Genomic DNA, 25,853 nt, shown 5'->3' with positions numbered 1-25,853 from the left:
TGCGCTCCGGGTCAGTTGGCGCCGGTGGAGGAGGCCGCGCCGGGGGTCACTGCCGCCGACGGGGCGGCGCCCGTGGGCGCTCCGGTGGGGACGCCCGAGGGCGGGGTGCCGGTGCGAGCGCCGCCGCCCTGCGGCCCGAGACCCCCGCCGCCGGGGGCGGCCTGGCCGCCGCCGAAGGGCGTGATCGAGTTGCTCAGCGAGGTGCCCCACCCCATGAACGCCATGCCGAGCACGACCACGTAGCCCAGACAGGCCACGCAGACGAGGATCCCGAACCGGCGCAGCAGTCGTGACCTGCGCCCGGAGTTGTCAACGAATACGGGGCCCTCTTCGGACCCATTGCCGCGTTTGCGGCCGCGGCCGCGCACAGGGGAACGGTTTTCGATGTCGGACTCGGATTGCATTCCCCGGATATTAGGGGCCCTTTATGTGCCGACTCCTTTGCTTCACATGTGAGGCGCCCATGAGAAACGGTCCATCCTGTCACTTTCCTGAGAGAATCCCAGAACGTCTGCGCAGCCAATGACCGACACATATGGGCGATATGCACCCTTTCAGCACCCGACTTATCCGTCTTATGCACTTTCCCTCACGGGGATTCCGTGCCTCTCCCGCATTCAAGGTCCACGGTCGGGTGTGACACCTTTCCACTTGGGAATCGCGCTTTGTTTCCATCCTGAGACAGAAATCACGAGAGCGGGTGCATGCGCAATGAGGAGTTTCCTGAAGCCGGCCGCCGGGATTGTTTGCCTGGTGACCATGGCCTGTGCGGGGTGCTCCTCGGGCGGTGACGGCTCGTCGGACACGGCCTCCTCCGAGCCGTCGGGGACCAGCTCACCGGCCGGCTCACCGACCGGCTCACCGACGCGGCAGGCACAGACGTCCAGCACCGCGTACGCCCCGTACGTGAGTGCCACGACCGCCTCGGACATGGACCCGGCCGGGTCGCCGTCGACGTACAACCTGGCCTTCGTGATCTCGGACGGCAGCGACTGCACGCCGAAGTGGAACGGGACGTACGCGATCGGCAACTCGGCGGTGGCATCGCGGATTTCGGCGCTGAAGGAATCCGGTGCGAGCGTCCGCGTCTCCTTCGGCGGGGCGTCCGGGAAGGAACTGGCCGAAACCTGCTCCAGCGCGTCGAAGCTCGCGGAGGCCTACGGTGCGGCGCTGGACGCCGCCGGGGCGACGCTGGCCGACTTCGACATCGAGGGCGACACGCTCACGGACTCGGCCTCGGTCGAGCTGCGTTCCCAAGCGATCGCGCTGCTGCAGAAGGACCGCTCCGACCTGAGCGTCTCCTTCACGCTGCCGGTCATGCCCGCGGGCCTGGACGACGACAGCATCGCCCTGCTGGAGTCCGCGAACGACAACTCCGTACAGGTCGCCACCGTCAACATCATGACGATGAACTACGGCAGTTCGTACGACGGCGACATGGGCGACTACGCCCTCACCTCGGCCGAGGCGGCCCACGACCAACTGGCGGACGTGTTCGGGCTGTCGAGCAAGGGCGCCTGGCAGGGCCTCGCCCTGACCTCGATGATCGGTGTCAACGACGTCGACAACGAGACGTTCACGCTCGCGGACGCGGCCCAGGTGCGGTCGTTCGCAGAGGAGAAGGGCGTGGCGTGGGTGTCGATGTGGTCGACGTTCCGGGACCAGCAGTGTGACGACGGCTCGAAGTCGAACGACGCGGCGACCGACTGCAGCGGGGTGAAGCAGACGAGCGGCGCGTTCGCCGAGGCGTTCGCGGGGTGACCGGGCCCCGTGGCCGCCCGCCGGAGGGACCCTAACGGCGGCGGTGGACCAGGCGCCCGGCGCACACCGTGGCGATGCACGCGCCCGCCCCGTCGAAGACCGCGAGGTCGGCGCGGCCCATGTCGACGATCGCCGTGCGCCGGCCGCGGGACAGGACGACGACGTCGTTCCGCTCGGCGGCTGCCCGGAGTTCGGGCGTACCGGCGTACTCCTCCAGCACGGCCACCGCGCCCAGCTTCAGCACCGCGTGAACGCGTTCACGCGGTGTCGGCGCGTCCGGGAGCGGGCCCTCGTGGACGCGGGCGGGCCCGAGGACACCGGGCCAGCGCCGTACACGAGCCCCCGGGAACCGCTCCTGGAGCTCGGCCAGTGACCCCGTGGCGGCGACCCGGACGCCCTGCACGGCGACGGCGCCGTCCTTGACCGGCTCCGGGTCGTCCCACGTGTACCGCAGTTCGTCGGCGGCGTGAATGGTCAGCACCGGGACGCTAGTTGGAGGTGAGGAGCTTCAGCTCGGGGTGCGCCGTTCCGCCCTCGATCGCCGTCGACGAGATGTGGGACATGACCCGCTCGTCGACCGGGTCGTTCGCCGGGTCGTCGTGCACGACGAGGTGCTCGTACGTCGTCGCGCGCTGGGCCGGCACCCGTCCCGCCTTGCGGATCAGGTCGATGATCTCCATGCGGTTCGAGCGGTGCTTGGCGCCGGCCGAGGAGACGACGTTCTCCTCCAGCATGATCGAGCCGAGGTCGTCCGCGCCGTAGTGCAGGGAGAGCTGGCCGACCTCCTTGCCGGTGGTCAGCCACGAGCCCTGGATGTGGGCCACGTTGTCGAAGAAGAGGCGGGCGATGGCGATCATCCGCAGGTACTCGAAGAGCGTGGCCTGCGTACGGCCCTTGAGGTGGTTGTTCTCCGGCTGGTACGTGTACGGGATGAAGGCCCGGAAGCCGCCCGTCCGGTCCTGTACGTCACGGATCATCCGCAGGTGCTCGATGCGCTCGGCGTTGGTCTCGCCCGTGCCCATCAGCATGGTGGACGTCGACTCGACCCCCAGCCGGTGCGCCGTCTCCATGATCTCCAGCCAGCGCTCCCCGGACTCCTTGAGGGGGGCGATCGCCTTGCGGGGCCGCTCGGGCAGGAGCTCCGCGCCCGCGCCCGCGAAGGAGTCGAGGCCGGCGGTGTGGATGCGCTGGATCGCCTCCTCGACGGAGACGCCGGAGATCCGGGCCATGTGCTCGACCTCGGACGCGCCGAGGGAGTGGATGACCAGCTGCGGGAAGGCTTCCTTGATCGCGGCGAAGTGCTTCTCGTAGTACTCGACGCCGTAGTCGGGGTGGTGTCCGCCCTGGAACATGATCTGCGTGCCGCCGAGTTCGACGGTCTCCGCGCAGCGGCGCAGGATGTCGTCGAGGTCGCGGGTCCAGCCCTTGGCCGTGTCCTTGGGGGCCGCGTAGAAGGCGCAGAACTTGCACGCCGTGACGCACACGTTCGTGTAGTTGATGTTCCGCTCGATGATGTACGTGGCGATGTGCTCGGTCCCTGCGTACCTCCGCCGGCGTACGGCGTCGGCGGCGGCGCCCAGCGCGTGCAGCGGGGCGTCCCGGTAGAGGTCGAGCGCCTCCTCGGGGGTGATCCGCCCGCCCGCGGCGGCACGGTCGAGGACGGACTGAAGGTCGGCCTTCTCGGTCACCGGAGCGTCCCTTTCGTAAGGGTTGTGGACAGTCCGAACCAGCCTACGCCAGGGCCGTCCGCCACCCGACGTCAGGCAGCGCTAGCGGGTGCGAGCAGCGCTGCCCCACGTGAGCGGCACTAACTGGTGTAAGCCCCGATCAGCAGCCCCACGAACGCCCCCGCGATCAGAAACGGCCCGAACGGGATCGACGTCCTGCGCCCGGCCCGCCGCGAGGCCACGAGCCCCAGCCCGTACAGCCCGCCGAACAGGAACCCGGCGAACGTGCCCAGGACGACCGTGCTCCACCCGTACCAGCCGAGCACCGCCCCGAGCCCCAGCGCCAGTTTGACGTCGCCGAAGCCCATGCCGTTCGGGTTGACGAGGAAGAGGACGAAGTACGCGCCGCCGAGCGCGAGCGCCCCGAGCAGCGCGGTCAGCCACTCCCCCGCGTGCTCGGGCGCGAGCGCGGCCACGCCCAGCAGGGCGGCCGCGGCACCCGCGAGCGGGAGCGTGAGCACGTCCGGCAGCCGCTGCACCCGGAAGTCCACGATCGTCAGCAGCACGGCGAGGGGCGCGAGCAGCAGCCAGACGGCCAGTTCGGGGCGGGTGCCGGTGGCGAGGGCGAGGGCCGCGCAGACCAGGGCGGTGGCGGCGCAGACGAGGACGGCGGAGGGCCCGTACACCGTGCCGTCCGGGCACCGCGCCCGTCCGAGCCAGCCGCCGGGGCCACCGGTGATCGGGTGCCCCCGCGGACACCGGTCGCGCCACGGCTCGTCGGGTTCCACGCAGAGGCGATACGCGGCCCGGGGCACGAGCAGACCCGCCGCCGCACCCCACAGAGCGGCAGGGCCGGTCAGCCAGACATCGAAGTCCACGTCCACGCCGACACCTTACGGAGCGGATCACATTGCGGGGAGGGCGCGGATTTCGTCAGCATGGGTCACCGGCGGCGGCCGTCGCCGTGGGACGGGGAGGGGCGGGACGCGTGGGCGGATCGGCACGGCCGAAGCGGCGGAAGGCGGCGGGTGCCGCACTCCGCTACGCGCATGTGCGCGACCGCGGGCCCGTGCGAGGGTCCCGGGGGTCGAAGCGGGAGACGGTACTGGGCTGTGCGGTCGCTCTGGCCGTGGCCGCGCTGCTGATCGGATTCGCCGTCGCGGACCGGGCCTGGGGGCCGGACATCTGGCGCGGCACGGCTCCCGGCTGGCCCGGCGGGGGGTACGGCTTCGCGGCCACCGTGGGCGTGCTGCTGCCGTGGGCCGCGGCCGCCGCGCTCACGTCGTTCGGCCGGGTGAACTGGCGTCGGAGCAGGGCCCGTTCGCTCGGCTGGTCCGCGTCGGCCCTGGCCGGTGCGGCGCTGTCGGCGCTGCTGCTCCTCGTGGTCTTCGCGGCGTTCGTGCCGAAGAAACGCCACCGCGGGTACGACTGCTACCGCGAGGGCGGCGCCTGCTGGGTCCACACGCAGTACCCCTACGTGTGGGCCGTGGGCCTCGCCGCGACCGTGACCGGCACGGCCCTGCTGGCCGGCGGCCTGGCCGCGTACTTCCGCCGGCAGGCCCCGAACGGCCCTCCCCCGCCGACTACTTGACCTTCGACATCCGTGATGTCGGATTCCCGGCCGCCTGATTGTCCGTCTCGTAGCTGAGGTCGTCCCCGACGGGCGTCAGCCGCACCTCGTGCCTCCCGGTCGTGCACGTCGAGGGGTTGGTGTCCTTGGCCACGCTCGTGGCGACGAGCTGCTGCGCCGTGGCCTTCTTGAGAAGGAGTACGTCGTCGCAGGTGCCGCCGAGCTGATCGGTCGACCGGAAGGTGCCGATCTCCTTGCCGACGGCGGCCTCGCCGATGGTCACGCGGAACGTGCCCGCGGGCAGTGTGCCGCCCAGGGCGAGGGCGTCGCCCTCCCAGGTGCCCAGGTAGGACTTGGGGACGGCACCGTCCGCCCCGTCACCGGGGTCCGACCGGCTGGCGCTCGCGGTCGCGGCGGGCGGACTGTCCGCGCTCCCGCTGCTGTCGCCGCCGCTCGAATCCCCGCCCTCCAGCAGGCCGAAGAGGAACGCGGACCCCACGGTCACGGTCGCCAGCGCGCCCGCGACAGCCAGCGCGACCGTGCAACTCACCCGGCGCCCCCGGCCACCGGTTCCGGGCGCCGAGGTCGCGGCCACGCTCACCGAGACCCTGCCGGGCGGCCCGGACTCGGGGGCGACGGCCAGCGGCACTCCCGGCACGGCGTCCTGCGGCTGCGCGGGCGGCTGTGACTGCGGTTGCGGCTGTGGTTGCGGCTGCGGCTCGGGGCGCGGCTGCGCCTCCGCGGGGCGGGGCGCCGGCATATAGGCGGGCGTGGCCAGGTCGGGCGGCGGTCCGAAGACACCGGTCGGCGGCCGCACCGAAGGAGTGCTGAACTCCACGGGCCCCGAGGGCACCGCCTCCGCCGCCCCCGCCACGTCCAGGTTCAGCAGCTGCACGGCGCTGCGGCTGACCTGCTCCACCAGGGGTCCCGGCAGCCAGCCGCCCGTGACCAGCCGGGCCGCGCCCTGCGGGGCGAGCCGCTCGGCCACCTCGGCGGGGCCGGGCCGCCCGTCCGGGTCCTTGGCCAGGCAGTGGGCGACCAGCTCCCGCAACTCCCCCTCCAGCGAGCCGAGTTCGGGCTCCTCGTGCACGACCTTGTAGAGGAGCGAGGCCGAGGAGTCGCCGGGGAAGGGAGGTGCGCCGGTTCCCGCGTACGCCAGGACCGCGCCCAGCGAGAAGACGTCCGCCGCGCCCGCGATCCCCTTGCCGAGGATCTGCTCGGGCGACATGTAGCCGGGCGAGCCGACGGAGACGCCCGTGGAGGTCAGGGAGGCCGTGCCGTCGGTGGCGCGGGCGATACCGAAGTCGATGAGCAGGGGCCCGTCGAGGGTGAGGAGCACGTTCGAGGGCTTCACGTCCCGGTGGACGAGGCCCAGTCCGTGCACCGCCGACAGCGCCTCCGCGAGTCCGGCGCCCAGGGCCCGTACGGAATGGGTGGGCAGCGGTCCGCCGTCGGTGACGGCGGCGGCCAGCGAGGGACCCGCCGCGTACCCGGTCGCGACCCAGGGCACGGACGCCTCCGGGTCGGCGTCGAGCACCGGCGCGGTCCAGGCGCCGCCGACCCGGCGCGCCGCCTCCACCTCGCGCCGGAAGCGGGCGCGGAACTCCTCGTCGAGGGCGAAGTGCGGGTGCACGATCTTGACCGCGACCGTGCGGCCGCCCGTACTGCGCCCCAGATAGACGCGGCCCATACCGCCGGAGCCGAGCCGGCCGAGCAGCCGGTAGGGCCCCACGACCGTGGGTTCGCCGACTTCGAGCGGCTGCATGGCGCCACCCCTCCCCCGTACGCTCCGGCTCCGCACTCCCTGAGCAGGGTAGTGCCGTACGCGACGCGCGGGCGGTTCTCAGGGCGTCAGCAGGTCCACGTTCACGTCCGCGGAGAAGCCGGTCGTCGGGCCGACGCGGCGCGCGAACTCCGCGACCGCCTTCAGCTGCGCGGCGCCGAAGCGGAAGTCGAGGGTGGTGAAGTACCGCTCCAGGACGGCCTGGTCGAAGGCCTCCCAGCGCGCGGCCTGTTCGGCGACCTTGCCGACCTCGTCGAGGGAGAGGTCCCGGGACGAGAGGAAGGCCTCGTGCACCTTGCGGGTGACGACCGGCTCGCGCTCCAGGTAGTCGCGGCGGGCGGCCCACACGGCGAAGACGAACGGCAGCCCCGTCCACTTCTTCCACATGGCGCCCAGGTCGTGCACCTCGAGCCCGAACTTCGGGCCCTCGCTCAGGTTGGCGCGCAGCGCCGCGTCGCCGATGAGGACGGCGGCGTCGGCCTCCCGCATCATCAGGGGGAGGTCCGGCGGGCAGGTGTAGTACGAGGGCTGCACGCCGACCTGCTCGGCCAGCAGCAGCTGGGCGAGGCGCACGGAGGTGCGCGAGGTCGAGCCGAGGGCGACGCGGGCGCCGTCGAGCTGGTCCAGGGGGACCTGGGAGACGATCACGCAGGACATCACCGGGCCGTCGCAGCCGACGGCGATGTCCGGGAAGGCGACCAGCTCGTCGGCGTGCTTGAGGAATTCGACGAGCGTGATGGGACCGATGTCGAGATCACCCCGCACCAGCTTCTCGCTGAGCTTCTCCGGAGTGTCCTTGGTCAGCTCGAAGTCGAGGAGCGTCCCGGTCCGCGCGAGCCCCCAGTACAGCGGCAGGCAGTTCAGGAACTGGATGTGGCCGACGCGCGGCCGGGTGCGAGAATTGTCCACATCGTGAGGCTAGACCCCATGAGGTACGGTGCAGGCTCCAGGGTCCCGGTGTGGTTTTCGAAACCCCGCGCACCTCTTGTGTCAAGGCCTGCGACAGGGCGCGTACACCCGGTCGTCAACCCTTCACCCGACCTGGTCAAACATCCGGGTGACGTGATCTTTCCCTCTATTGCATTCGGCTGCCTGCGTGCTAGGCTCGCCGCAAGTTGCAGTTTGGTTTCCCTTGCAGTACAGAGCCTGCGGAGCATGTGACCGCGGGCTCTAGTCGTTTTCAGACGTATGCAGTTGTTTATACACTTGCAGGTTCTGGAGCAGGGCAACCCTTTGGGCCCAAGGAGGGCTTATGGCTACCGGAACCGTGAAGTGGTTTAACGCCGAAAAGGGCTTTGGTTTCATCGCCCAGGAAGGCGGCGGCCCGGACGTCTTCGTCCACTACTCCGCGATCAACGCGAGCGGATTCCGCTCTCTCGAAGAGAACCAGTCGGTTTCCTTCGACGTCACGCAGGGTCCGAAGGGCCCGCAGGCGGAGAACGTCACCCCGCTCTAAGCCTTCGGCTCTCCTGAGCCCAATGCTTTGATCCGGAACGGATGCAGTACCCAAGGAGCCCCGCGCCGTCAGGTGTCGGGGCTCCTGCCTTTGTGCCGGGCGGGGTCAGGGTGTCAGGACTGGTCGCTGATGCCCTCGGGGACGTTCTTCCGCACGGCGGCGGCCAGGCCCTCCAGGGCGAAGACGTCGCCGTACCGCGTGGGGACGCTCACCTCGACGTAGATCTCGCGGAGCGTGGTGGTGCACAGGTGCCGGCCGTCCACGACGCGGCTGCCCAGCATCCAGCCGACCCCCTTGAGGTCCGCGCCCACCGCGCCGGCGCTGTTCATCTCGGCCGGTCGCGGGACACCGCAGCGCAGCACGATCGCGGGGTCCCCCCATGCCGCGGTGAGCGGCGACGAGGGGTCCGTCGCCCGGCGCTTCAGACCGGCCACGGTGTCGGGCAGGTCGTGTGCCAGGGCCCGGCAGATGCGGCCGGTCTTCGCGTCCACGGCGGGGACCGCCGCCTCCACCTCGCCGCCGGGGCGGAGATACGCCGCCGCGACGAGCAGCAGAACGATCGCGAGGGCGCCGGGCACGCCGTAGGCCGCGAGGCGTCGTCGTGGGTTCATGTACCGACCCTAGCGGGGGCGCTTTTGTGATGCTCATGCTGTTCCGCAACCGGGCCTCGCCGCCTCGGGAACGGCCCTATTGCGCGTACATCCCCTCGATCTCCCGCCCGAAGTCCCGGGCGATCGCCTCCCGCCTCAGCTTCATCGACGGCGTCAGATGCCCCGCCTCCTCCGTGAAGTCCACCGGCAGGACGGCGAAGCGGCGGATCGACTCCGGGCGGGAGACGAGCTTGTTCGCCTCGTCCACCGCGCGTTGCAGTACCGAGAACAACTCCTCGTCGTCCATGAGGAGTTCCGGCGGGACGCCGTGCTTGCCGTTCATCTGGCGCCAGTGCGTGATGCCCTCGGGATCGAGGGTGAGCAGGGCCGTGACATAGGGGCGGCCGTCACCCACCACCAAGGCCTGCGAGATCAGCGGATGCGAGCGGAGCCAGTTCTCCAGCGGCGCCGGGGCCACGTTCTTGCCGCCCGCGGTGATCAGGATCTCCTTCTTGCGGCCCGTGATCGTCAGATGGCCCTCGTCGTCCAGCCGGCCTATGTCGCCCGTCGCGAACCAGCCGTCCGGCGTCGCCGGGACCACCCCGCCCGCGTGCGGATCCCAGTAGCCGCGGAACACCTGGCCGCCGCTGAGCAGGATCTCCCCGTCGGCCGCGATCCGGACCCGGGTGCCGGGCAGCGGCCAGCCCACCGTGCCCAGGCGGGTTTTGTGCGGAGGCGTGACCGTGGCCGCGCCCGTCGTCTCCGTCAGTCCGTAGCCCTCGTAGATCTCGATGCCCGCACCGGCGTAGAACGCGGCCAGCGGGCGGCCCAGCGGGGAGCCGCCGCAGATCACATACCGCACCCTGCCGCCCAGCGCGTTGCGGATGCGGCGGTAGACCAGGGGGTCGTAGAGGGCGCGGCCCGCCTTCAGGCCCCGGCTGGGGCCGGAGCCGGTGCCCTGCTGCCGGGTCTCCATCGCCTCGCCGTACTTGCGGGCCACGGAGACCGCCCGGTCGAAGGAAGACGCCCGGCCGCCCTTCTCGGCCGTCGCCCGGGCCCCGTTGAAGACCTTCTCCAGCATGTACGGGATGGCCAGCAGACAGGTCGGCCGGAAGCTCGCGAGGTCCGCGAGCAGATCCTCCGTCGTGAGGCTCGGCGCATGGCCCAGGCGCACCCGTGCGCGGACGCAGGCGACCGCGACCATCCGGCCGAAGACGTGCGACAGGGGCAGGAAGAGGAGCGTCGACGCCTCCTCCTTCGTCTTCGACTTGAAGATGGGGTAGAGGAGTTCGACCGCGTTGTCGATCTCCGCGAAGAAGTTGCCGTGCGTGAGGGCGCAGCCCTTGGGGGTCCCCGTCGTGCCCGAGGTGTAGACGAGGGTGGCCAGGGTGTCGGGGCCCAGCACCCCGCGTCGTACGGCGACTTCCTGGTCCTGGACATCGCGCCCCAGTTCCGCCAGACGCTCCACATGTCCCTTGTCGAAGACCCACACGTGCCGCAGATCGGGCAGGCGGGAGAGCTCCGGGCCGAGGGCGGCCGCCTGGCCCGCGGACTCCGTGGCGAGCGCGACGGCTCCCGAGTCCTGGAGGATCCAGCGGGTCTGGAAGACGGAGGAGGTGGGGTAGACGGGGACGGTCACCAGGCCCGCCGCCCACGCGGCGAAGTCGAGGAGCGTCCACTCGTACGTCGTACGCGCCATGATCGCGAGGCGGTCGCCCGGCATCAGCCCCTCGGCGATCAGCCCCTTGGCCACGGCCAGCACCTGGCCGGCGAACTCGGCCGCCGTCACATCGGTCCAGCCGCCGTCCGGCGTCTTCCGGCTGAGGACCACGTCTTCGGGCGCCACGTCCGCGTTGTCGAACGGGATGTCCGCGAGCGAACCGTGCGTCACCTGCCCGACGAGCGGCGGCACGGCCACCTCGCGCACCACCCCGTCCAGCCGCCGGATCTCGGGCTCGACGGAGGCGGGCGCGGCGGGGTCGAACGACGACGAGGTCGGGTACGGGGTGGACACAGGGCGGCTCCTGGGGCGGGCAGCGAACTGGTTCTCTGCTGCTTGTCGTACGTGCCGTGCGTAGGGGGTCGTTCACCGCCGGTGTCGCCCGCGGCCGTGTTACCGGTGGTAGAAGGTGGATCGTACGGGGCCGGAGTGGGGAGTTCGTGCGGGTTCCGAGATGGTCCGGAGCTGGGGATGTGCAACCTCACGGGCGCTCCTGTAACGCCGTCGGCGCACTCGGCCGGGGTCACCCATCTCGACCCGCCCCTGCCCTTTGAGTAGCCTTACCCCCGGTAACCTTACTCCAGAGTAAATTAGGACCGAGCCGGGAGCCGACCGTGCAGACCCTGCTTCCCCTTCTCGCCCGTGGTGCCGTGCTGTCGCCGTTCAAGCGGCCCCGGCCCGACGCGGCCTTCCCGCACAGCCGGCTCGTCCTGTCCGGTGTGCGGATCGATCTCGCGCGGCTCGCCGCCTATGAGCGCGCCTGCGGTTTCCCCACCGGCGCCGACGCGCTGCCCCTCACCTATCCGCACGTCCTCGGTTTTCCCCTCGCCATGCGGATCATGGCGAGCCGGGCCTTCCCGCTGCCGCTGCTCGGGCTCGTGCACACCTCGATCGAGGTCACGCGGCTGCGGGAGCCGGCCGCCACCGGGGAGTACGAACTCGCCGTGCACGTCGAGGGACTGACGCCCCACCGGCGCGGTACGGAGGCGACCGTGGTGACCGGGGCGCGGGTGGACGGCAGCCTCGTATGGGAGTCGAGGAGCACCTATCTGGCGCGGCACCGGAGGGCGACGGACGCCCGCACCCCGGCGGACGCGCGCACCGCGACGGACGCCCGCACCCCGGCGGACGCGCGCACCGCGACGGACGCCCGCACCGCAGCGGACGCCCGCACGGCCGCACCCGTGCCGTCCGCCGAGCCGAAGCCCCTGCCCGTGGTCGCCGAGTGGCGGCTCGCCGCGGACGTCGGGCGGCGGTACGCGGCCGTCTCCGGGGACCGCAACCCGATCCACCTGCACCCGCTCACCGCCCGCCTGTTCGGCTTCCCGCGGGCCATCGCGCACGGGATGTGGACCGTCGCCCGCTGCCTCGCCGAGCAGCCGGCCGACGCCTCCGTCCAACTGCGGGCCGAGTTCAAGTCGCCCGTGCTGCTGCCGGGCACCGTGACGTACGCGGCCGACGGGGGGCGGTTCGAGCTGCGGGGCGGGGAGCGGGTGCACCTCACCGGCGAACTGCGCGAGTATCGCGCGAACTCCGCCTGACCAGGGTCCCGGTCGGCCGGTCGTTCCTCAGGCCGACGGGGCCCAGGGGCGGCCCTCCATGAGGTCGCCCAGTCCCGCCCAGGCGAAGTTCATCAAGGTGGCCGCGGCCTGTTTGGCGGAGACGCCCGGGGCGGTGTTGGCCCAGGCCGCGAGCGACTCGGCCGCACCGACCAACGCCTCCGCGAGCCCGGCCACTTCACGCTCCGGGAGGGACGGGTTCCGGTGTGCGGCACGCGCGGCGACCACGATCAGCTGGGTGACGAACGCGACGATCTCCTCGCGCATCGCGGTGACTTCGGCGGCGAACGGCTCGCCGTGCGTCCGCGCCTGGAGGTGCAGGACGGACCATGCGTCGGGGTTCTGCGCGGTGTGCGTGAAGAACGCCGTCAGCCCGTCCCAGAGCTGGCGGTCGGCGGGCAGCCCCGGCCGTACGCCCGCGCGCACCGCGGCGGTCAGCGCCTTCGCCTCACGCCGGATGCAGGCGGTGAAGAGGTCTTCCTTGGAGTTCAGGTACAGGTACACCAACGGCTTGGACACGCCCGCCAGTTCGGCGATCTCGTCCATCGAGGCGGCCCGGTACCCCCGCTGTCCGAAGGTGTGCACGGCGGCGTCCAGCATCTGCTGTTCGCGTACCGCACGAGGCATCCGCTTGTTCTTCACTGCGCCCATACGGGCAAGCGTACGGTTTGCCTGCCGACGGACCGGCCGGGAAACGAGTGCCCCGCAGCCGCCGCCGAACGGCGTGGCGCTGTCGCCGTCGGCTAGGAAGCCCGGCCCTGTGCCCGCGCCGCGTCGTCCGCGACGTCCTCCTGGTTGCGGTTGGCCTCCAGGTTCGCCTTCGCCCGGTCGACCCGTGCGATCACCTCGGCCGACGCCCGGTCGCGCTCCCCCCGCAGCACCACGAAGCTGATCGGCGCGGAGATCACGAGCGAGAGCAGGACGACCCACATGTAGTTGGAGTCACCGAGGCCGCGGGGAGCGATACCGGAGTAGACGAGACCCCAGACGACCACGAGGCAGCCCACGAAGATCCCGAGGCGCATCAGTGTGTAGCGGAGCATCTCAATCCACTCTTCCGTTCCGAACGGTTCCCAACGATGCCAAAGGGCACCGTCCAGTGAAGCACGATCGCCCCGCGATCTTGCAGGGGGGCCTTCAGTACCCGGTGCGCGCCAGCGGCAGCAGCATGGTGATGTCGTCCCGCTCGTCCCCGGGCGCCACCCGTATCGCGCCGGGCACGCGGCCGACCTCCTTGTAGCCGCAGGACGCGTAGAAGTTCTCCAGCCCCTCGCCGCCCCGGCAGGTGAGCCGTATCGCCTCGATCCCGTCGAGGCCCGAGGCGGCGTCCTCGGCGGCGGCCAGCAGGTCCCGCCCGTAGCCCTTGCCCTGGTGGCGGGGGTGCACCATCACCGTGTAGAGCCACACCCAGTGCCGCATCAGCCGGTGGGTGTTGTGCGTGAGGAACGCCGTCGCGGCGACCGCCCCCTCGTCGTCCCGCCCGACGAGAAGCCGGGTCCGCCCCTCCGCCAGGGCGACGAAGTGCTTCACCAGTTCCGGCCGTATGTCGTCCACGGTCACCGGCGGCACGAAGCCGACGGAGCCGCCCGCGTTCGACACGTCCGCCCACAGCGCGAGCACGCCCTCCCGCAGGGCGGGCGTGATCGCGGGGTCCAGTTCGAAGGTGGGCGCCATCGTGCGGTCAGACCCGCATCGGCTGCGGCGACTCCCGGCGCGCCGGGTCCGGGCCGTCGTACTCGCGGATGATCTCGTACCGCGTGTTCCGCTCGACCGGACGGAAACCGGCGTCGCGGATCAGGTCGAGCAGGTCCTCACGGGTCAGCTTGTTCGGCGTGCCGTAGTTGTCCGCGTCGTGCGTGATCTTGTACTCGACGACCGAGCCGTCCATGTCGTCGGCGCCGTGCTGGAGCGCGAGCTGGGCGGTCTGCACGCCGTGCATCACCCAGAAGACCTTGACGTGCGGGACGTTGTCGAAGAGGAGGCGGGAGACCGCGAAGGTCTTCAGGGCCTCGGCGCCGGTCGCCATCTGCGTGCGCGCCTGGAGCCGGTTGCGGACCTTGCCGTCCTTCATGTCGACGAAGTCGTGCTGGTAGCGCAGCGGGATGAAGACCTGGAAGCCGCCGGTCTCGTCCTGGAGTTCCCGCAGCCGCAGCACGTGGTCGACGCGGTGGCGGGGCTCCTCGATGTGCCCGTACAGCATGGTGGACGGGGTCTTGAGCCCCTTCTCGTGCGCCAGCCGGTGGATGCGCGACCAGTCTTCCCAGTGGGTGCGGTGGTCGACGATGTGCTGCCGGACCTCCCAGTCGAAGATCTCCGCGCCGCCGCCGGTCAGCGACTCCAGACCGGCCTCGATCAGCTCGTCGAGGATCTCGGAGGCGGACAGCCCGGAGATCGTCTCGAAGTGGTGGATCTCCGTCGCCGTGAAGGCCTTCAGCGAGACGTTCGGCAGCGCCTTCTTCAGCTCGCTCAGGGACCGCGGGTAGTAGCGCCACGGCAGGTTCGGGTGCAGGCCGTTGACGATGTGCAGCTCGGTGAGGTTCTCGCCCTCCATCGTCTTGGCGAGGCGGACGGCCTCCTCGATGCGCATCGTGTACGCGTCCTTCTCGCCCGGCTTGCGCTGGAACGAGCAGTACGCGCAGGACGCGGTGCACACGTTCGTCATGTTGAGGTGGCGGTTGACGTTGAAGTGGACGACGTCGCCGTTCTTCCGCGTCCGCACCTCGTGGGCGAGCCCGCCCAGCCAGGCCAGGTCGTCCGACTCGTAGAGCGCGATGCCGTCCTCGCGGGTCAGCCGCTCACCGGCCCGGACCTTGTCCTCCAGCTCGCGCTTGAGCCCGACATCCATGCCTCTACCTCTTCCTCAGACAGCCTTCGTAAACCGTACTCCCCCACCCTCCGGGCGGGAGGGGCCCCCATCAGGCACGTCGTGCCCTAGCCCTCTTCGGGCAACTCTCCGACCCGGTTCTCCCACTTCGTGGAGAGCACGATCGTCGTACGGGTCCGGGAGACACCCTTCGTTCCGGACAGCCGGCGGATGGTCTTCTCCAGCTCGTCCACGTCGCTCGAGCGCACCTTGAGCATGAACGAGTCGTCGCCCGCGATGAACCAGCAGTCCTCGATCTCGCTGAGGTCCCGCAGCCGGTGGGCCACGTCCTCGTGGTCGGCGGCGTCGGAGAGCGAGATGCCGATCAGGGCCGTGACGCCGAGACCGAGCGAGGCGGAGTCGACGGTGGCGCGGTAACCGGTGATGACCCCGGCCGCCTCCAGCCGGTTGATGCGGTCGGTGACGCTGGGTCCCGACAGACCGACGAGGCGCCCCAGCTCCGCGTAGGAGGCCCGGCCGTTCTCCCTGAGGGCCTGGATGAGCTGCCTGTCCACCGCGTCCATGCGATCGAAGCCTTCCGCTGAAAAGGTCTGGAGAGTTCCTGAAAGTGATGAGTGGTCGTGCGAGTTGCGCGTTGCTCAGGTGGTGCCGCCGCGGGAGCCGCCGCCGAGTTCGCCCTCCCACCGGCGGTACAGGTGGTGCTCGACGCCCGCCGCGTCGAGCACCCGCCCGGCGACGAAGTCCACCAGGTCCTGGATGTGCGTGGCCCCCGCGTAGAACGCCGGCGAGGCGGGCAGCACGGTGGCGCCCGCCTCGTCCAGGGAGACCAGGTGCCGCAGCGTCTGCCCGTTCAGCGGGGTCTCCCGCACGGCGACGACCAGCTTGCGCCCCTCCTTGAGCGTCACGCTCGCGGCGCGCTGCAACAGGTCCTTCGACAGGCCGAGGGCGACTCCGGCGACGCAGGCCGTGGAGGCGGGCACGATGAGCATGCCCTTCGAGGGGTACGAACCGGAGGACGGCCCCGCTGCCAGGTCACCGGCGCTCCAGTGCCGTACGGCGTCGAGATGGTCCTCGAAGGCGTCGAAGGTGTCCGGCTTCCCGTCGGCGCCCCGCGCCAGCCACGCCCGCAGATCGTCCCGCCAGTGGGCGTCCCGGAAGGGCAGACCGGTCTCGTCGAGCAGCGTGAGCCGGGAGGCCCTGCTGACGACCAGGTCGACGCTCTCTCCCCGCTCCACAAGCGCCCGCAGCACCGCGGCGGCGTACGGCGTACCGGATGCACCGGACACCCCTACGATCCAAGGCACGCGCTGCGATTCTCCTGCGTTCACACCCTGAGCCTACCGGCGAGTCGGACGACGTTCAGGAGCGGCCGGACACCTTCGGGTCCACCGGAAGGCGAGCGGGCCTCACGATCCCCGCGTGCGCGGGGAGCAATCGAGCGTGAACGGGTTCATCGGCACAGCCCTCGGGCCATCCCGCGTGTGCGGGGGCACTCCGCGAAACCGTACGGCTCGCCGGTTCGCCGTGGGGCGGCCGGGTGCTCCGATCACCTGAACCGGCTACACGGTGAGCCCGCGCACCAGCAAATCACCCAGCGCACACACGAACAGGCTGATCCCGATGAAACCGTTCGTAGAGAAGAACGCCCGGTTCAGGCGGGACAGGTCGTGCGGCTTGACGATGGAGTGCTCGTAGAGGAACGCGCCCGCGACGATGACCAGGCCGAACCAGAAGAACGCACCCGCGTCGGTGGCGAAGGCGTACCAGACGAGGAGCGCCGTGGTGATGGCGTGGCAGACACGGGCGCCCCAGATCGCGGCCTGGATGCCGAAGCGCGCCGGCACCGACATCACCCCGACCTCACGGTCCGTCTCGACGTCCTGGCAGGCGTAGATCAGATCGAAGCCGCCGATCCAGACGCCGACCGCGAGACCCAGGATCACCGCGTCCCAGGACCACTCGCCGCTGATCGCCAGCCAGCCGCCGACCGGTCCCATCGCCTGGGCCAGACCCAGGATCGCCTGCGGGAAGTTCGTGAACCGCTTGCCGTACGGGTACACCACCATCGGGATCACCGCGATGGGGGCGAGGGCCAGGCACAGCGGGTTCAGCAGCGCCGCCGCGCCCAGGAAGAAGACCAGCGCCACCAGCGCGCCCGTCCACGCGTGCCGCACCGACATCGCGCCGGTGACCAGCTCACGGTGGGCCGTACGGGGATTGCGGGCGTCGATCTCCCGGTCGATGATCCGGTTGGCCGCCATGGCGAAGGTGCGCAGACCGACCATCGCGACCGTGACGAGCAGCAGCCTCACCCAGTGGATGTTCCTGTCCCACTGGAACATCGCGGTCAGCGCGGCGATGTAGGCGAAGGGCAGCGCGAAGACGGAGTGCTCGATCATCACCAGGCGCAGGAAGGCCTTGGTGCGGCCGGGCTGCTGCGGGAGCGCCGCGGATGCGGAGGTCACAGTCCGTACTCCTTCCAGCGGCGGTCGACCTTCGCCGCCGTCTCCGCGTCGGAGAGCACCATCTCGGGCCACCCGCCGTCCCGGGTGTAGCCCTCCTCGGGCCACTTCCGCGTCGCGTCGATCCCCGCCTTGCCGCCCCAGAACTGCTGGTACGAGGCGTGGTCGAGATGGTCAACGGGGCCTTCGACGACCGTGAGGTCGCGGGCGTAGTCCGTGTTGCCGAGCGCCCGCCAGGCGACCTCGTGCAGATCGTGCACGTCGCAGTCGGAGTCGACGATCACGATCAGCTTGGTCAGGGACATCATGTGCGCGCCCCAGACCGCGTGCATCACCTTCTGGGCGTGCTTCGGGTACTTCTTGTCGATGGAGACGATCGCGCAGTTGTGGAAGCCGCCCGCCTCGGGCAGGTGGTAGTCCACGATGTCCGGCACGATGATCTTCAACAGGGGCAGGAAGAAACGCTCCGTCGCCCGGCCCAGCGGTCCGTCCTCCGTCGGCGGCCGGCCGACCACGATCGACTGGAGCAGCGGACGCTTCCGCATCGTCACACAGTCGATCTTCAGCGCGGGGAACGGCTCCTGCGGCGTGTAGAAGCCGGTGTGGTCGCCGAACGGCCCCTCGGGGAGCATCTCGCCCGGCTCCAGCCACCCCTCCAGTACGACCTCGGCCTGCGCCGGGACCTGGAGCGGGACCGTCTTGCAGTCGACCATCTCGATCCGCTTGCCCTGGATGAACCCGGCGAAGAGGTACTCGTCGATGTCCCCGGGCAGCGGGGCCGTGGAAGCGTACGTCACCGCGGGCGGGCACCCGAAGGCGATCGCGACGGGCAGCCTCTCGCCCCGCCGCGCGGCCACCTGGTAGTGGTTCCGGCTGTCCTTGTGGATCTGCCAGTGCATGCCGATGGTGCGCTTGTCGTGGCGCTGGAGGCGGTAGAGCCCGAGATTGCGGATGCCGCTCTCGGGGTCCTTGGTGTGGGTCAGGCCCAGGTTGAAGAACGAGCCGCCGTCCTGGGGCCAGGTGAACAGGGCCGGGAGCTGGTCGAGGTCGACGTCGTCCCCGCGCAGGACGACCTCCTGGACCGGGGCGTCCTTCACCTTCCTCGGCGGCACGTGCGTCATCGCGCCCAGCTTGCCGAACGCCTCGCGCACCCCGACGAACCCGTGCGGCAGCTCCGGCTTCAGCAGGCCGCCGATCTTGTCGGTGATCTCGCCGTACGACTTCAGCCCGAGGGCCTTGAGCAGCCGCCGGTCCGTGCCGAACACGTTCATCGCGAGCGGCATCGCCGACCCGCGCACGTTCTCGAACAGCAGCGCCGGGCCGCCCGCCTTCTGCACCCGGTCGACGATCTCCCCGACCTCCAGATACGGGTCGACCTCGGCCTTGATGCGCTTGAGGTCGCCCTCGCGCTCCAGCGCCCTCAGCAGCGAGCGAAGATCGTCGTAAGCCATGCGGTCCAGTATCCGGTACCCGCTACCCTGTGCCCGTCACCGGGGCCTTAGCCGCCCCGCCGTCGTTCTCTGGGGGATCGCTCGACCATGCTCAGGTATCTGCCGTTCCTGCTGGTCCTGGCGCTGTGGATCTACGCCTTCATCGACTGCCTGAACACCCCCGAGGAGGAGGTGCGGGGGCTGCCGAAGGTGGTGTGGGTGATCATCATCCTGCTCTTCGGCGAGGTGCTCGTCGGCCCGATCGCCTGGCTCGTCGCGGGCCGGGCGCGGCGCGGCCCGGCGGGCGGTTCGACGCCGTCCGAATGGCATCGCAACCACCGCGCCGAGTTCGTCGCGCCCGACGACAATCCCGAGTTCCTCCAGTCCCTCAAGGCCGAGAGCAAGAAGGACGAGGCACTGCTGAAGGACTGGGAGGCCGATCTGCGCCGCCGCGAGGAGGAACTGCGCCGGCGCGAGAGCGGCGAGGACTCCAAGGACTGACGGGACCGGTCGACCGGGGTCGCGGTGCCGGTCCCGGTCGGTGGGGGCCGGGGCGGCCCGGTGGCCGGACCCGGTCCGTAAACGTGGTTGACGTGCCGTCATGCGCGCCGATTTGCTGCTCCGGTGACCCTTCTTCGCTTCGAACACGTGGGCGGCGAGGCCTCTCCCCGGTCCCTCCAGGACTGGCGGCACGTCCACAACACGATCATCCCCGCGCATGTCCTGTCCCTCGACGACGTACGTGAGCGCGCCGGCCGCAACCGCCTGGAGGTCGCCTACCTCGACGACGTCCTGGTCGGCTGCTCGACCGTGCGCCCGCCCGCGGACGCCCCGACCCCGGACGCCCCGGCCACCGCCACGGTGATCGCCCGCGTTCTCGCCGCCCACCGCGGGCGGGGTTTCGGCGGGGAGATGTACGAGCGGGGGCTGAAGCACGCTCGCGCACTCGGCGCGCAGGTGATCGAGACCGTCGTCCTGAGTTCCAACCCGGACGGCCTGCGGTTCGCCCTGAAGCACGGGTTCGCCGAGACCGAGCGCTATCTGCTGCCGGGCGACACCGTCCCCTGGATCGACCTCCGGCTCTCCGTCTGACCGTGCGCCGCGGGTGTGGGAGGCCACACTTTCGGCGCCCCTCCGTAGACCATCGGCGGACGGCGGGACACGGGCCGCTTCCCGGACTGGTCCCAGGACGGTGACACGACGTCGGGCCGAAGGAGTCCTTCCGCGCGCTGGCCCGGCTGCACGGACAGCGGGGCCGCTGACGGTCACGCCACCGTGCGCGGGCCGCCGCCCGCCGCCCGCGTGTTTTCGCCGCACGCGAGTGAGGACATGGATCAGGTCATGGATCAGGCACAGGCACGCGCATGGCTCGCCACGGCCGTCGAGGAGGCCCGCGCCGGGCTGGCCGAGGGCGGCATCCCCATCGGCGCCGCGCTGTACGGCGCGGACGGCGCCCTGCTCGGCCGCGGCCACAACCGCCGCGTCCAGGACGACGACCCGTCGATGCACGCGGAGACGGCGGCGTTCCGCAGCGCCGGACGGCAGCGGACGTACCGCGGTACGACGATGGTGACGACCCTCTCGCCGTGCTGGTACTGCTCCGGCCTGGTCCGCCAGTTCGGCATCTCGCGGGTCGTGGTGGGCGAGGCGGCCACCTTCCACGGCGGCCACGACTGGCTGGCGGAGCACGGCGTGGAGATCGTGCTCCTCGACGATCCCGAGTGCACCGCCCTGCTGCGCGGCTTCATCAAGAACAACCCGGCACTGTGGAACGAGGACATCGGTGAGTGACGCCCGTACCCCCCGCATCCCGACCGTCGACCTGCGCCCCTGGCTCTCCGGCGACCCCGACGCCCGGGCGCGGATCGCCCGCACCGTCGACGACGCCCTTCGGACCGCCGGCTTCCTCCTGGTCACCGGCCACGGCGTGGACCCGTCCCTCCGCACCCGCATCCGGGTGGCCGCCCGCGCCTTCTTCACGCTGCCCGCCGAGACCAAGCAGCGGTACGCCGCCCGGGTCGGCGGGCGCGGCTGGCTCGGTCCCGGTGCCGAGGCCAACGGCTACTCCGAGGGCACCGAGACCCCGCCCGACCTCAAGGAGTCGCTGACGTTCGCGACGCACGAGCCGTTCGAGGACCCGGAGACCAACGCGGAGTGGTACGCGCCGAACGTCTGGCCCGCCGAGGCACCCGAGCTGCGAGAACCGTGCGAGGAGTATCTGGCGGAGATGGCCGGGCTGGAGGACCGCCTCCTCACGCTCCTCGGCGAGGCCCTCGGCCTGGAGCCGGACTTCTTCACGAAGCACATGACCCATCCGACCTACGGCTTCAACATCAACTGGTACCCGGGCACGGAGGTGACCGGCGACCCGGCCCCCGGCCAGTTCCGCATCGGCCCGCACACCGACTTCGGCACGGTCACGATCCTCGACCGCCAGGCCGGCAAGGGCGGTCTCCAGGTGTACACGGACGACGGCGGCTGGGCGGACGCGCCCTTCGACCCGGCGGCGTTCACCATCAACATCGGCGATCTGATGGCCCGTTGGACGGGAGACCGGTGGCGCTCGGGACGGCACCGCGTGCTGCCCCCGCCCGCCGACGCGCCCGCCGAGGAGCTGATGTCGCTGGTCTACTTCGGCGAGTGCACACCGGGGACACTCGTGGAGTCGGTCCCGGCGCCGGTGGGCCGCGTCGCATACGAACCGGTCGACTCCCACACGTACCTACGGGAGAAGCTGAATTCGATCACAGTCGACTGATCAGCGGGCAACTTTCGTAACCCAACGGACACCACGCGCCCTATCCCGAACCAAGTCCCCCTATTTACGCTGGTGTTGATACACCTCACAGCAGCACATCGGGACGGACCGCGCCGGGGGGAGATGCGGTGCACAGAGGGCTGCACGGACGCGGGGCGCTGTTCGACAGCGATCCGCCCGGTCTCGCTCCACGACTCATCGGCCTGCGCCCGTACCAGCTCCGCTCGTCGCCGTACGAGCACGCGGGGGAGCTGCCGTTCGTGGTGCTCGCGGGCGGTCGCGGGCTCGGCAAGAGCGCCGCACTGCGTGAGCTGCGGGACGCCTACCACGGCCACACCCCGGTCGCGCTGATCGACGGCGAGGAGCAGCAGTTCGCCGCTCCGCCGCCCGAGCGGCCCGCGGAGGCCTGGTCACCGGTGGGCCAGGCGCTCACCACGGTCGCCGAGCAGCTCGCGGAGCCGGTGCGGGGCGCCGGACGGATCGGTTTTCCACGGCTCGCGTCCGGGCTGCTCGCCGTCGCGGCGGGCGGCTGGAGCGACCGGGACGTGCCGCGCATCCGGCAGGAGGCCGAGCGGATCCTGCTGCTGAACGAGACGGGGTCCGTGCTGTCGGGATTCGCGGGCCGCTGGGTGAGCAAGGTCGTCGCCAAGCTGATCGCCTCGATGAGCGGTACGGGTCCGGTCGTGGCGCCGATCATCGAGGCCACCCTGGAGGCGTTCGCCGAGGGCATCGGCCCGGCCACCCGCCGGCTGCGCAGGGCCGCCACCTGGTACCGCGACTATCCCAACGCGGGCGGCAACCCCAAGCTCGGACTCATCCTGCTCTCCCGGCACTTCAGGGCGGGCGGCGACTCCCGCACGCACGCCGAGCGCCATCTCGTACGGGCCCTGCTGGCCGATCTCGACGACGCGTACGCGGGCGTCATGCAGCGCTCGCACCGCCTGGGCCGTCCGGTCGTCCTGATCGACAACGTGCAGCGGCCGGCGGGCCTCGGCGTCCTGGAGTCGGTGCTGCGCGACCGTGCCGACGGCATCGCCGACCAGGTCGTCTTCTTCGCGGCTCTCCGCGGGTACACCCACCCGGCGCTGCGCAACGCGGGCCGCCGCGCCCTGCCCGAGGTGGCCCGGGGGACCGGCTGGGAGCCGGGTGCCTCACCGTCCTCCCGTGCGCTGCTCGTCTCGCTGCCGCCGCTGACCCCCGACGACACACTGCACCTCGTGGGCGCCGCCTCGCACGGCCTGGACGTGCCGCCCCAGCTCCCGCACGCCACCCACCGGCTGACCGGCGGCAGCCCGCTCGGCATCACCCTGCTCGCCGAGTCGGCGAGGCAGAACCTGCCCCAGGGGGCCGCCTCCCTGGGAGAACTGCTCACCGCCGATGTCGCGATGCACGAGGACCACGACGGCCGCCCCGCCTACCAGGAACTCCTCGACCGGCTCGTGCCCGGCGGCCGGCTCGACGAGCTGACCGTGCTCGCCGCCGCCCACGACCGCGACTCGGCGTGCGCGCTCGCCGAGGCCCAGCTCCCGGAGGACTTCGGCACCTCGGGCGTGCTCGATCTGGAGGAGCGGCTCGGGGCGGAGGGCTGGGCGGCGGCCTCCGGGCAGTTCGTCGGCGATCCCTTCCTGCGCGCGCTGCTCCTGCTGCGGCTGCACCACGGCGACCCGGACCACGAGCGGTGGCGGGCCGCGCACCGCACGCTCATCGACCACTACGGCGACGAGGACCCACCGGACAGCGCCCGCTACCGACTGCATCACGAACTCGCCCTGGGCAAGGCCGACTTCGCGGTGGCGCACCTGCGGGACACCTTCCCGCGCGCCGACACCCGCAGCTGGCTGGCGTCCCTCGTCTTCATCGCGTCCGCGCCCTATTACCACGCGCACGACCCCGACGGCCGCGACTTCGACGGCCACGACCACCGGTCCTCCGTCGCGCTCGGGCACACGGACGCGGACCAGCAGCCGCCGGACAGTGTGAACGCCGTACTGCATCTGCGGGTACGACGGCTGCTGCACGCCGTCTGGCAGCTCACCGACCCACTGGTGCTGCCCGACCCGAAGGTGACCGAGCGGCTGCGCTTCGAGCTGGAGCAGCTGTCGAATCTGCGGCCCGCGGGCAACGCCCTGCTGTGGCGGGCCTCGCGGGACTGGCCGTCGGACGCGCTCGCCGGCCGCCCCTTCCGCATCCCGGGCGACGACCACGACAGCGGGGACGGGGGCCGGTGATGGCACGGGTGTGGACATGGCTGCGCGAGGACGTCTGGGAGATTCGATTCCGTCGGTATGTCGCCCTGGCGCTCGCGGCCGTTCTCGTGAGCCTCGGGGTGTGGGGCGGCATGACGGCGACGAAGGAGAACCGCTCCTGCGCTCCCGGGGTCGTCCGGCCCCGGGGCAGCCAGGAGTGCGTGGGCGTCTCGTGGACGACGTACGCCTTCGGACGTCCGCAGTTCGCCGACACCGTACGGGCGATCCACCGCGAGAACGCCCGCCTGAAGCCCGGCAGTTATGTCACCGTCGCGCTGCTCGAACCCTTCACCGCGACCGACGCCGACAACCTCGGCGATGTGCTGCACGAGCTCCAGGGCGCCTATCTGGCCCAGTACCAGGCCAACCACGACTCCACCGGCCTGAAGCCGAAGATCCGCCTGGTGCTGGCCAACCCCGGTGCCACGGGCGCGCACTGGCGGCAGACGGTCGACCAGCTGGAGGGCATGACGAAGGGGCGAAACCGGCTGCGCGCGGTGACCGGGGTGGGCCTGAGCACCGAGAACAACAAGAAGGCCGTCAAGGCGCTGACCGCGCGCGGCATCCCCGTCGTCGGCTCGTCCATCACGGCCGACGACCTCGCCAACGGGCAGAACGGCAAGGATCCCTTCCCCGGGCTCGCCCGGGTCTCCCCCACCAACACCGACGAGGCCCGCGCGCTCGCCTCCTTCGCCAAGGTCTCGGCCACCAGGGCGTTCCTGGTGTACGACCGGACGGGCGACCCGTACACGCGGACGATCCAGCGGTCCTTCGAGAAGATGCTCAAGGGCTCGCGCTACGGGGCGCAGCCGTTCACGCCGCCCACGGACCGCAGCAAGGAGGGCAGCACCGCCAACGTGTTCGCGCAGATCACCAACATCCTGTGCGACACGCCGAAGAGCACGGACACGGTGCTGTTCGCGGGCCGGCACACCCAACTGCGGCAGTTCATCAACGCGTTGGGCGCCCGCGGGTGCAGCGACCGCCGGTTCACCCTGCTCACCGGCGACGAGGGCTCGTACCTCACCGGCGACAAGGACCTCGACCCCAGTGCCCTCAGGGACACCCTGTTGTCCGTGCGCTACACGGCCCTCGCCCATCCGGACGCCTGGGCGAAGGACGCGGCGAGGACGGGCGGCGGCGCGGCGGACGCGAAGGTGCTCACGGACCTGCTGGCCCTCGGCAAGCGGGACAAGGAGGTCGGCCCGATCGGTTCGGTCGACCTGTCCGACGGCCAGCTGATCATCGCGTACGACGCCATGCGGCTCGCCGTGCGCGGCATCCGCGGGGCCTCACCGACCGGCGGGATCCCGGCGCTCGCGGACGTGGGCCTCCAGTGGCCGCAGGTCAAGGGCAAGCAGCTGCGGGTGAACGGGGCGAGCGGATGGATCTGCCTGGACGCCCACGGCAACCCGTACGACAAGGCCGTGCCGATCGTGGAACTGACCCCCGACGCCCGCGCCCGCTTCCTCAGGATGGCCTGGCCGGAGGGCCGGCCACCGGCCAAGGAGTGCCTGCCGCCGTCCTAGGAGCCCGGCCTACGGACCCTGCCTTACCGGCCTTGGTCCGCGACCGCCCGGACCAGCCGCTCGAAGCGGGCGTGCCAGCCGGGGTCCGTGGCCTCGTCGGACTCGTGGGTGAAGCGGACCGTCGTGCCGGTGGGGTGTGCGGGTTCCAGGTGGAAGCGGACCCGGCCCCGCCCCTGCACCGTGTACTCGGCGACCCGCTCGACGTCCCAGGCGGTGATCCGGCCCTCGCCCTGGAGCCCGACCGCACCGCCGAGCCGCGGCTCGAACGGCTCGGCGACGGCCAGCCACGCCCGCAGCCCCTCGGAGGTCGCCACCGTCGCCCAGACTTTGTCCACAGGCTGGGGAAAACTTAGCCGGTAGTGCCGTACGTACGCGTTCCCCCGGGTCTCGACGGGCCCCTTCTCGATGGCACCGATGGAGCCGATGGGACCAATGGGACCGGTAGGACCAGCGGGATGAGCGGGATCGCGGGGATCGCGGGGATCGAGGGGATCGAGG

Annotated in this window: 27 protein-coding genes; 10 read left to right on the top strand and 17 right to left on the bottom strand. The window is 71.2% G+C overall.

What is annotated here, in order from left to right; all coding sequences use genetic code 11:
• Positions 1 to 11: 11 nt before the first annotated feature.
• A complete protein-coding gene (locus GTY58_RS25240) occupies positions 12 to 404 on the bottom strand; it encodes a hypothetical protein (RefSeq protein ID WP_010986251.1) in 393 nt (130 codons plus the stop codon).
• Between the two features lie 307 nt (positions 405 to 711).
• Between GTY58_RS25240 and GTY58_RS25235 the strand changes: the two genes are divergently transcribed.
• On the top strand, positions 712 to 1,761 hold the full coding sequence (locus GTY58_RS25235; RefSeq protein WP_010986250.1) for a chitinase: 1,050 nt from the start codon (positions 712 to 714) through the stop codon (positions 1,759 to 1,761).
• A 31-nt stretch (positions 1,762 to 1,792) separates the two neighbouring features.
• Here GTY58_RS25235 and GTY58_RS25230 read toward each other — a convergent pair whose 3' ends face one another.
• From GTY58_RS25230 to GTY58_RS25220, 3 genes are all read right to left on the bottom strand, one after another.
• The gene (locus tag GTY58_RS25230) at positions 1,793 to 2,242 is read right to left on the bottom strand and encodes a hypothetical protein (RefSeq protein ID WP_010986249.1); all 450 of its coding nucleotides are present in this window, start codon (positions 2,240 to 2,242) and stop codon (positions 1,793 to 1,795) included.
• 7 nt (positions 2,243 to 2,249) lie between these two features.
• Positions 2,250 to 3,449 (bottom strand): cyclic dehypoxanthinyl futalosine synthase, encoded by a 1,200-nt coding sequence (mqnC, locus tag GTY58_RS25225; protein ID WP_010986248.1) that lies wholly within the window; start codon positions 3,447 to 3,449, stop codon positions 2,250 to 2,252.
• A gap of 119 nt (positions 3,450 to 3,568) precedes the next feature.
• Positions 3,569 to 4,312, bottom strand: a complete 744-nt coding sequence (locus GTY58_RS25220) for a prepilin peptidase (protein ID WP_010986247.1) — start codon at positions 4,310 to 4,312, stop codon at positions 3,569 to 3,571.
• A 104-nt stretch (positions 4,313 to 4,416) separates the two neighbouring features.
• Between GTY58_RS25220 and GTY58_RS25215 the strand changes: the two genes are divergently transcribed.
• Positions 4,417 to 5,019: a hypothetical protein gene (locus tag GTY58_RS25215; RefSeq protein WP_037647958.1), complete on the top strand. Its 603-nt coding sequence runs from the start codon at positions 4,417 to 4,419 to the stop codon at positions 5,017 to 5,019.
• Here the strand turns inward: GTY58_RS25215 and GTY58_RS25210 are convergent.
• Positions 5,012 to 6,763 (bottom strand): serine/threonine-protein kinase, encoded by a 1,752-nt coding sequence (locus tag GTY58_RS25210; protein ID WP_010986245.1) that lies wholly within the window; start codon positions 6,761 to 6,763, stop codon positions 5,012 to 5,014. The two genes, GTY58_RS25215 and GTY58_RS25210, sit on opposite strands and share 8 nt — an antisense overlap.
• A 78-nt stretch (positions 6,764 to 6,841) precedes the next feature.
• Positions 6,842 to 7,690, bottom strand: coding sequence for a menaquinone biosynthesis protein (locus GTY58_RS25205; RefSeq protein WP_010986244.1), 849 nt, complete (start codon positions 7,688 to 7,690; stop codon positions 6,842 to 6,844).
• A gap of 343 nt (positions 7,691 to 8,033) precedes the next feature.
• Here GTY58_RS25205 and GTY58_RS25200 point away from each other — a divergent pair, with 343 nt between their 5' ends.
• Positions 8,034 to 8,237, top strand: coding sequence for a cold-shock protein (locus tag GTY58_RS25200; RefSeq protein ID WP_010986243.1), 204 nt, complete (start codon positions 8,034 to 8,036; stop codon positions 8,235 to 8,237).
• A 113-nt stretch (positions 8,238 to 8,350) separates the two neighbouring features.
• Here GTY58_RS25200 and GTY58_RS25195 read toward each other — a convergent pair whose 3' ends face one another.
• Together GTY58_RS25195 and GTY58_RS25190 are read right to left on the bottom strand one after the other, a co-directional pair.
• A complete protein-coding gene (locus GTY58_RS25195) occupies positions 8,351 to 8,848 on the bottom strand; it encodes a DUF3515 domain-containing protein (protein WP_010986242.1) in 498 nt (165 codons plus the stop codon).
• 76 nt (positions 8,849 to 8,924) lie between these two features.
• Complete coding sequence (locus GTY58_RS25190) at positions 8,925 to 10,841, bottom strand: AMP-dependent synthetase/ligase (protein ID WP_010986241.1); 1,917 nt, start codon at positions 10,839 to 10,841, stop codon at positions 8,925 to 8,927.
• A gap of 320 nt (positions 10,842 to 11,161) precedes the next feature.
• Here GTY58_RS25190 and GTY58_RS25185 point away from each other — a divergent pair, with 320 nt between their 5' ends.
• Positions 11,162 to 12,088, top strand: coding sequence for a MaoC/PaaZ C-terminal domain-containing protein (locus GTY58_RS25185; protein WP_010986240.1), 927 nt, complete (start codon positions 11,162 to 11,164; stop codon positions 12,086 to 12,088).
• Between the two features lie 27 nt (positions 12,089 to 12,115).
• On the opposite strand, the gene GTY58_RS25180 is transcribed toward GTY58_RS25185, so the two are convergent.
• The 8 genes from GTY58_RS25180 to GTY58_RS25145 all read right to left on the bottom strand — a co-directional run bounded on the left by GTY58_RS25180 (position 12,116) and on the right by GTY58_RS25145 (position 18,843).
• Complete coding sequence (locus GTY58_RS25180) at positions 12,116 to 12,757, bottom strand: TetR/AcrR family transcriptional regulator (RefSeq protein WP_010986239.1); 642 nt, start codon at positions 12,755 to 12,757, stop codon at positions 12,116 to 12,118.
• Positions 12,758 to 12,849: 92 nt separating this feature from the next.
• On the bottom strand, positions 12,850 to 13,149 hold the full coding sequence (locus GTY58_RS25175) for a DUF4229 domain-containing protein (protein WP_010986238.1): 300 nt from the start codon (positions 13,147 to 13,149) through the stop codon (positions 12,850 to 12,852).
• A 94-nt stretch (positions 13,150 to 13,243) separates the two neighbouring features.
• Positions 13,244 to 13,780, bottom strand: coding sequence for a GNAT family N-acetyltransferase (locus GTY58_RS25170; RefSeq protein WP_010986237.1), 537 nt, complete (start codon positions 13,778 to 13,780; stop codon positions 13,244 to 13,246).
• A 7-nt stretch (positions 13,781 to 13,787) separates the two neighbouring features.
• The gene (gene mqnE, locus GTY58_RS25165) at positions 13,788 to 14,951 is read right to left on the bottom strand and encodes an aminofutalosine synthase MqnE (protein WP_010986236.1); all 1,164 of its coding nucleotides are present in this window, start codon (positions 14,949 to 14,951) and stop codon (positions 13,788 to 13,790) included.
• A gap of 86 nt (positions 14,952 to 15,037) precedes the next feature.
• Positions 15,038 to 15,493, bottom strand: coding sequence for an Lrp/AsnC family transcriptional regulator (locus GTY58_RS25160; protein ID WP_010986235.1), 456 nt, complete (start codon positions 15,491 to 15,493; stop codon positions 15,038 to 15,040).
• Positions 15,494 to 15,568: 75 nt separating this feature from the next.
• On the bottom strand, positions 15,569 to 16,258 hold the full coding sequence (locus GTY58_RS25155) for a UbiX family flavin prenyltransferase (protein WP_078936643.1): 690 nt from the start codon (positions 16,256 to 16,258) through the stop codon (positions 15,569 to 15,571).
• Positions 16,259 to 16,489: 231 nt separating this feature from the next.
• Positions 16,490 to 17,395, bottom strand: a complete 906-nt coding sequence (mqnP, locus tag GTY58_RS25150) for a menaquinone biosynthesis prenyltransferase MqnP (protein WP_010986233.1) — start codon at positions 17,393 to 17,395, stop codon at positions 16,490 to 16,492.
• Positions 17,392 to 18,843 (bottom strand): menaquinone biosynthesis decarboxylase, encoded by a 1,452-nt coding sequence (locus GTY58_RS25145; RefSeq protein ID WP_010986232.1) that lies wholly within the window; start codon positions 18,841 to 18,843, stop codon positions 17,392 to 17,394. The genes mqnP and GTY58_RS25145 overlap by 4 nt, the downstream gene beginning before the upstream one ends.
• Positions 18,844 to 18,930: 87 nt before the next feature.
• Here GTY58_RS25145 and GTY58_RS25140 point away from each other — a divergent pair, with 87 nt between their 5' ends.
• From GTY58_RS25140 to GTY58_RS25115, 6 genes are all read left to right on the top strand, one after another.
• The gene (locus GTY58_RS25140) at positions 18,931 to 19,323 is read left to right on the top strand and encodes a PLD nuclease N-terminal domain-containing protein (RefSeq protein ID WP_010986231.1); all 393 of its coding nucleotides are present in this window, start codon (positions 18,931 to 18,933) and stop codon (positions 19,321 to 19,323) included.
• Between the two features lie 123 nt (positions 19,324 to 19,446).
• Positions 19,447 to 19,914, top strand: a complete 468-nt coding sequence (locus tag GTY58_RS25135; RefSeq protein WP_037647967.1) for a GNAT family N-acetyltransferase — start codon at positions 19,447 to 19,449, stop codon at positions 19,912 to 19,914.
• Between the two features lie 249 nt (positions 19,915 to 20,163).
• Positions 20,164 to 20,613 (top strand): nucleoside deaminase, encoded by a 450-nt coding sequence (locus GTY58_RS25130; RefSeq protein WP_107083067.1) that lies wholly within the window; start codon positions 20,164 to 20,166, stop codon positions 20,611 to 20,613.
• A complete protein-coding gene (locus GTY58_RS25125; protein ID WP_010986228.1) occupies positions 20,606 to 21,580 on the top strand; it encodes a 2-oxoglutarate and iron-dependent oxygenase domain-containing protein in 975 nt (324 codons plus the stop codon). Before GTY58_RS25130 ends, GTY58_RS25125 begins: the two co-directional genes overlap by 8 nt.
• Positions 21,581 to 21,708: 128 nt before the next feature.
• Positions 21,709 to 23,808, top strand: a complete 2,100-nt coding sequence (locus tag GTY58_RS25120) for a hypothetical protein (RefSeq protein WP_010986227.1) — start codon at positions 21,709 to 21,711, stop codon at positions 23,806 to 23,808.
• Positions 23,808 to 25,355, top strand: coding sequence for an ABC transporter substrate-binding protein (locus GTY58_RS25115; protein ID WP_010986226.1), 1,548 nt, complete (start codon positions 23,808 to 23,810; stop codon positions 25,353 to 25,355). The genes GTY58_RS25120 and GTY58_RS25115 overlap by 1 nt, the downstream gene beginning before the upstream one ends.
• A 23-nt stretch (positions 25,356 to 25,378) precedes the next feature.
• On the opposite strand, the gene GTY58_RS40875 is transcribed toward GTY58_RS25115, so the two are convergent.
• Positions 25,379 to 25,690 (bottom strand): SRPBCC domain-containing protein, encoded by a 312-nt coding sequence (locus GTY58_RS40875; protein WP_242432179.1) that lies wholly within the window; start codon positions 25,688 to 25,690, stop codon positions 25,379 to 25,381.
• Positions 25,691 to 25,853 lie beyond the last annotated feature (163 nt).

The sequence above is a fragment of the Streptomyces sp. SID5469 genome, assembly GCF_009862865.1.
GTDB lineage: Bacteria > Actinomycetota > Actinomycetes > Streptomycetales > Streptomycetaceae > Streptomyces > Streptomyces avermitilis.
This window is presented reverse-complemented; position numbering and strand designations above follow the sequence as displayed.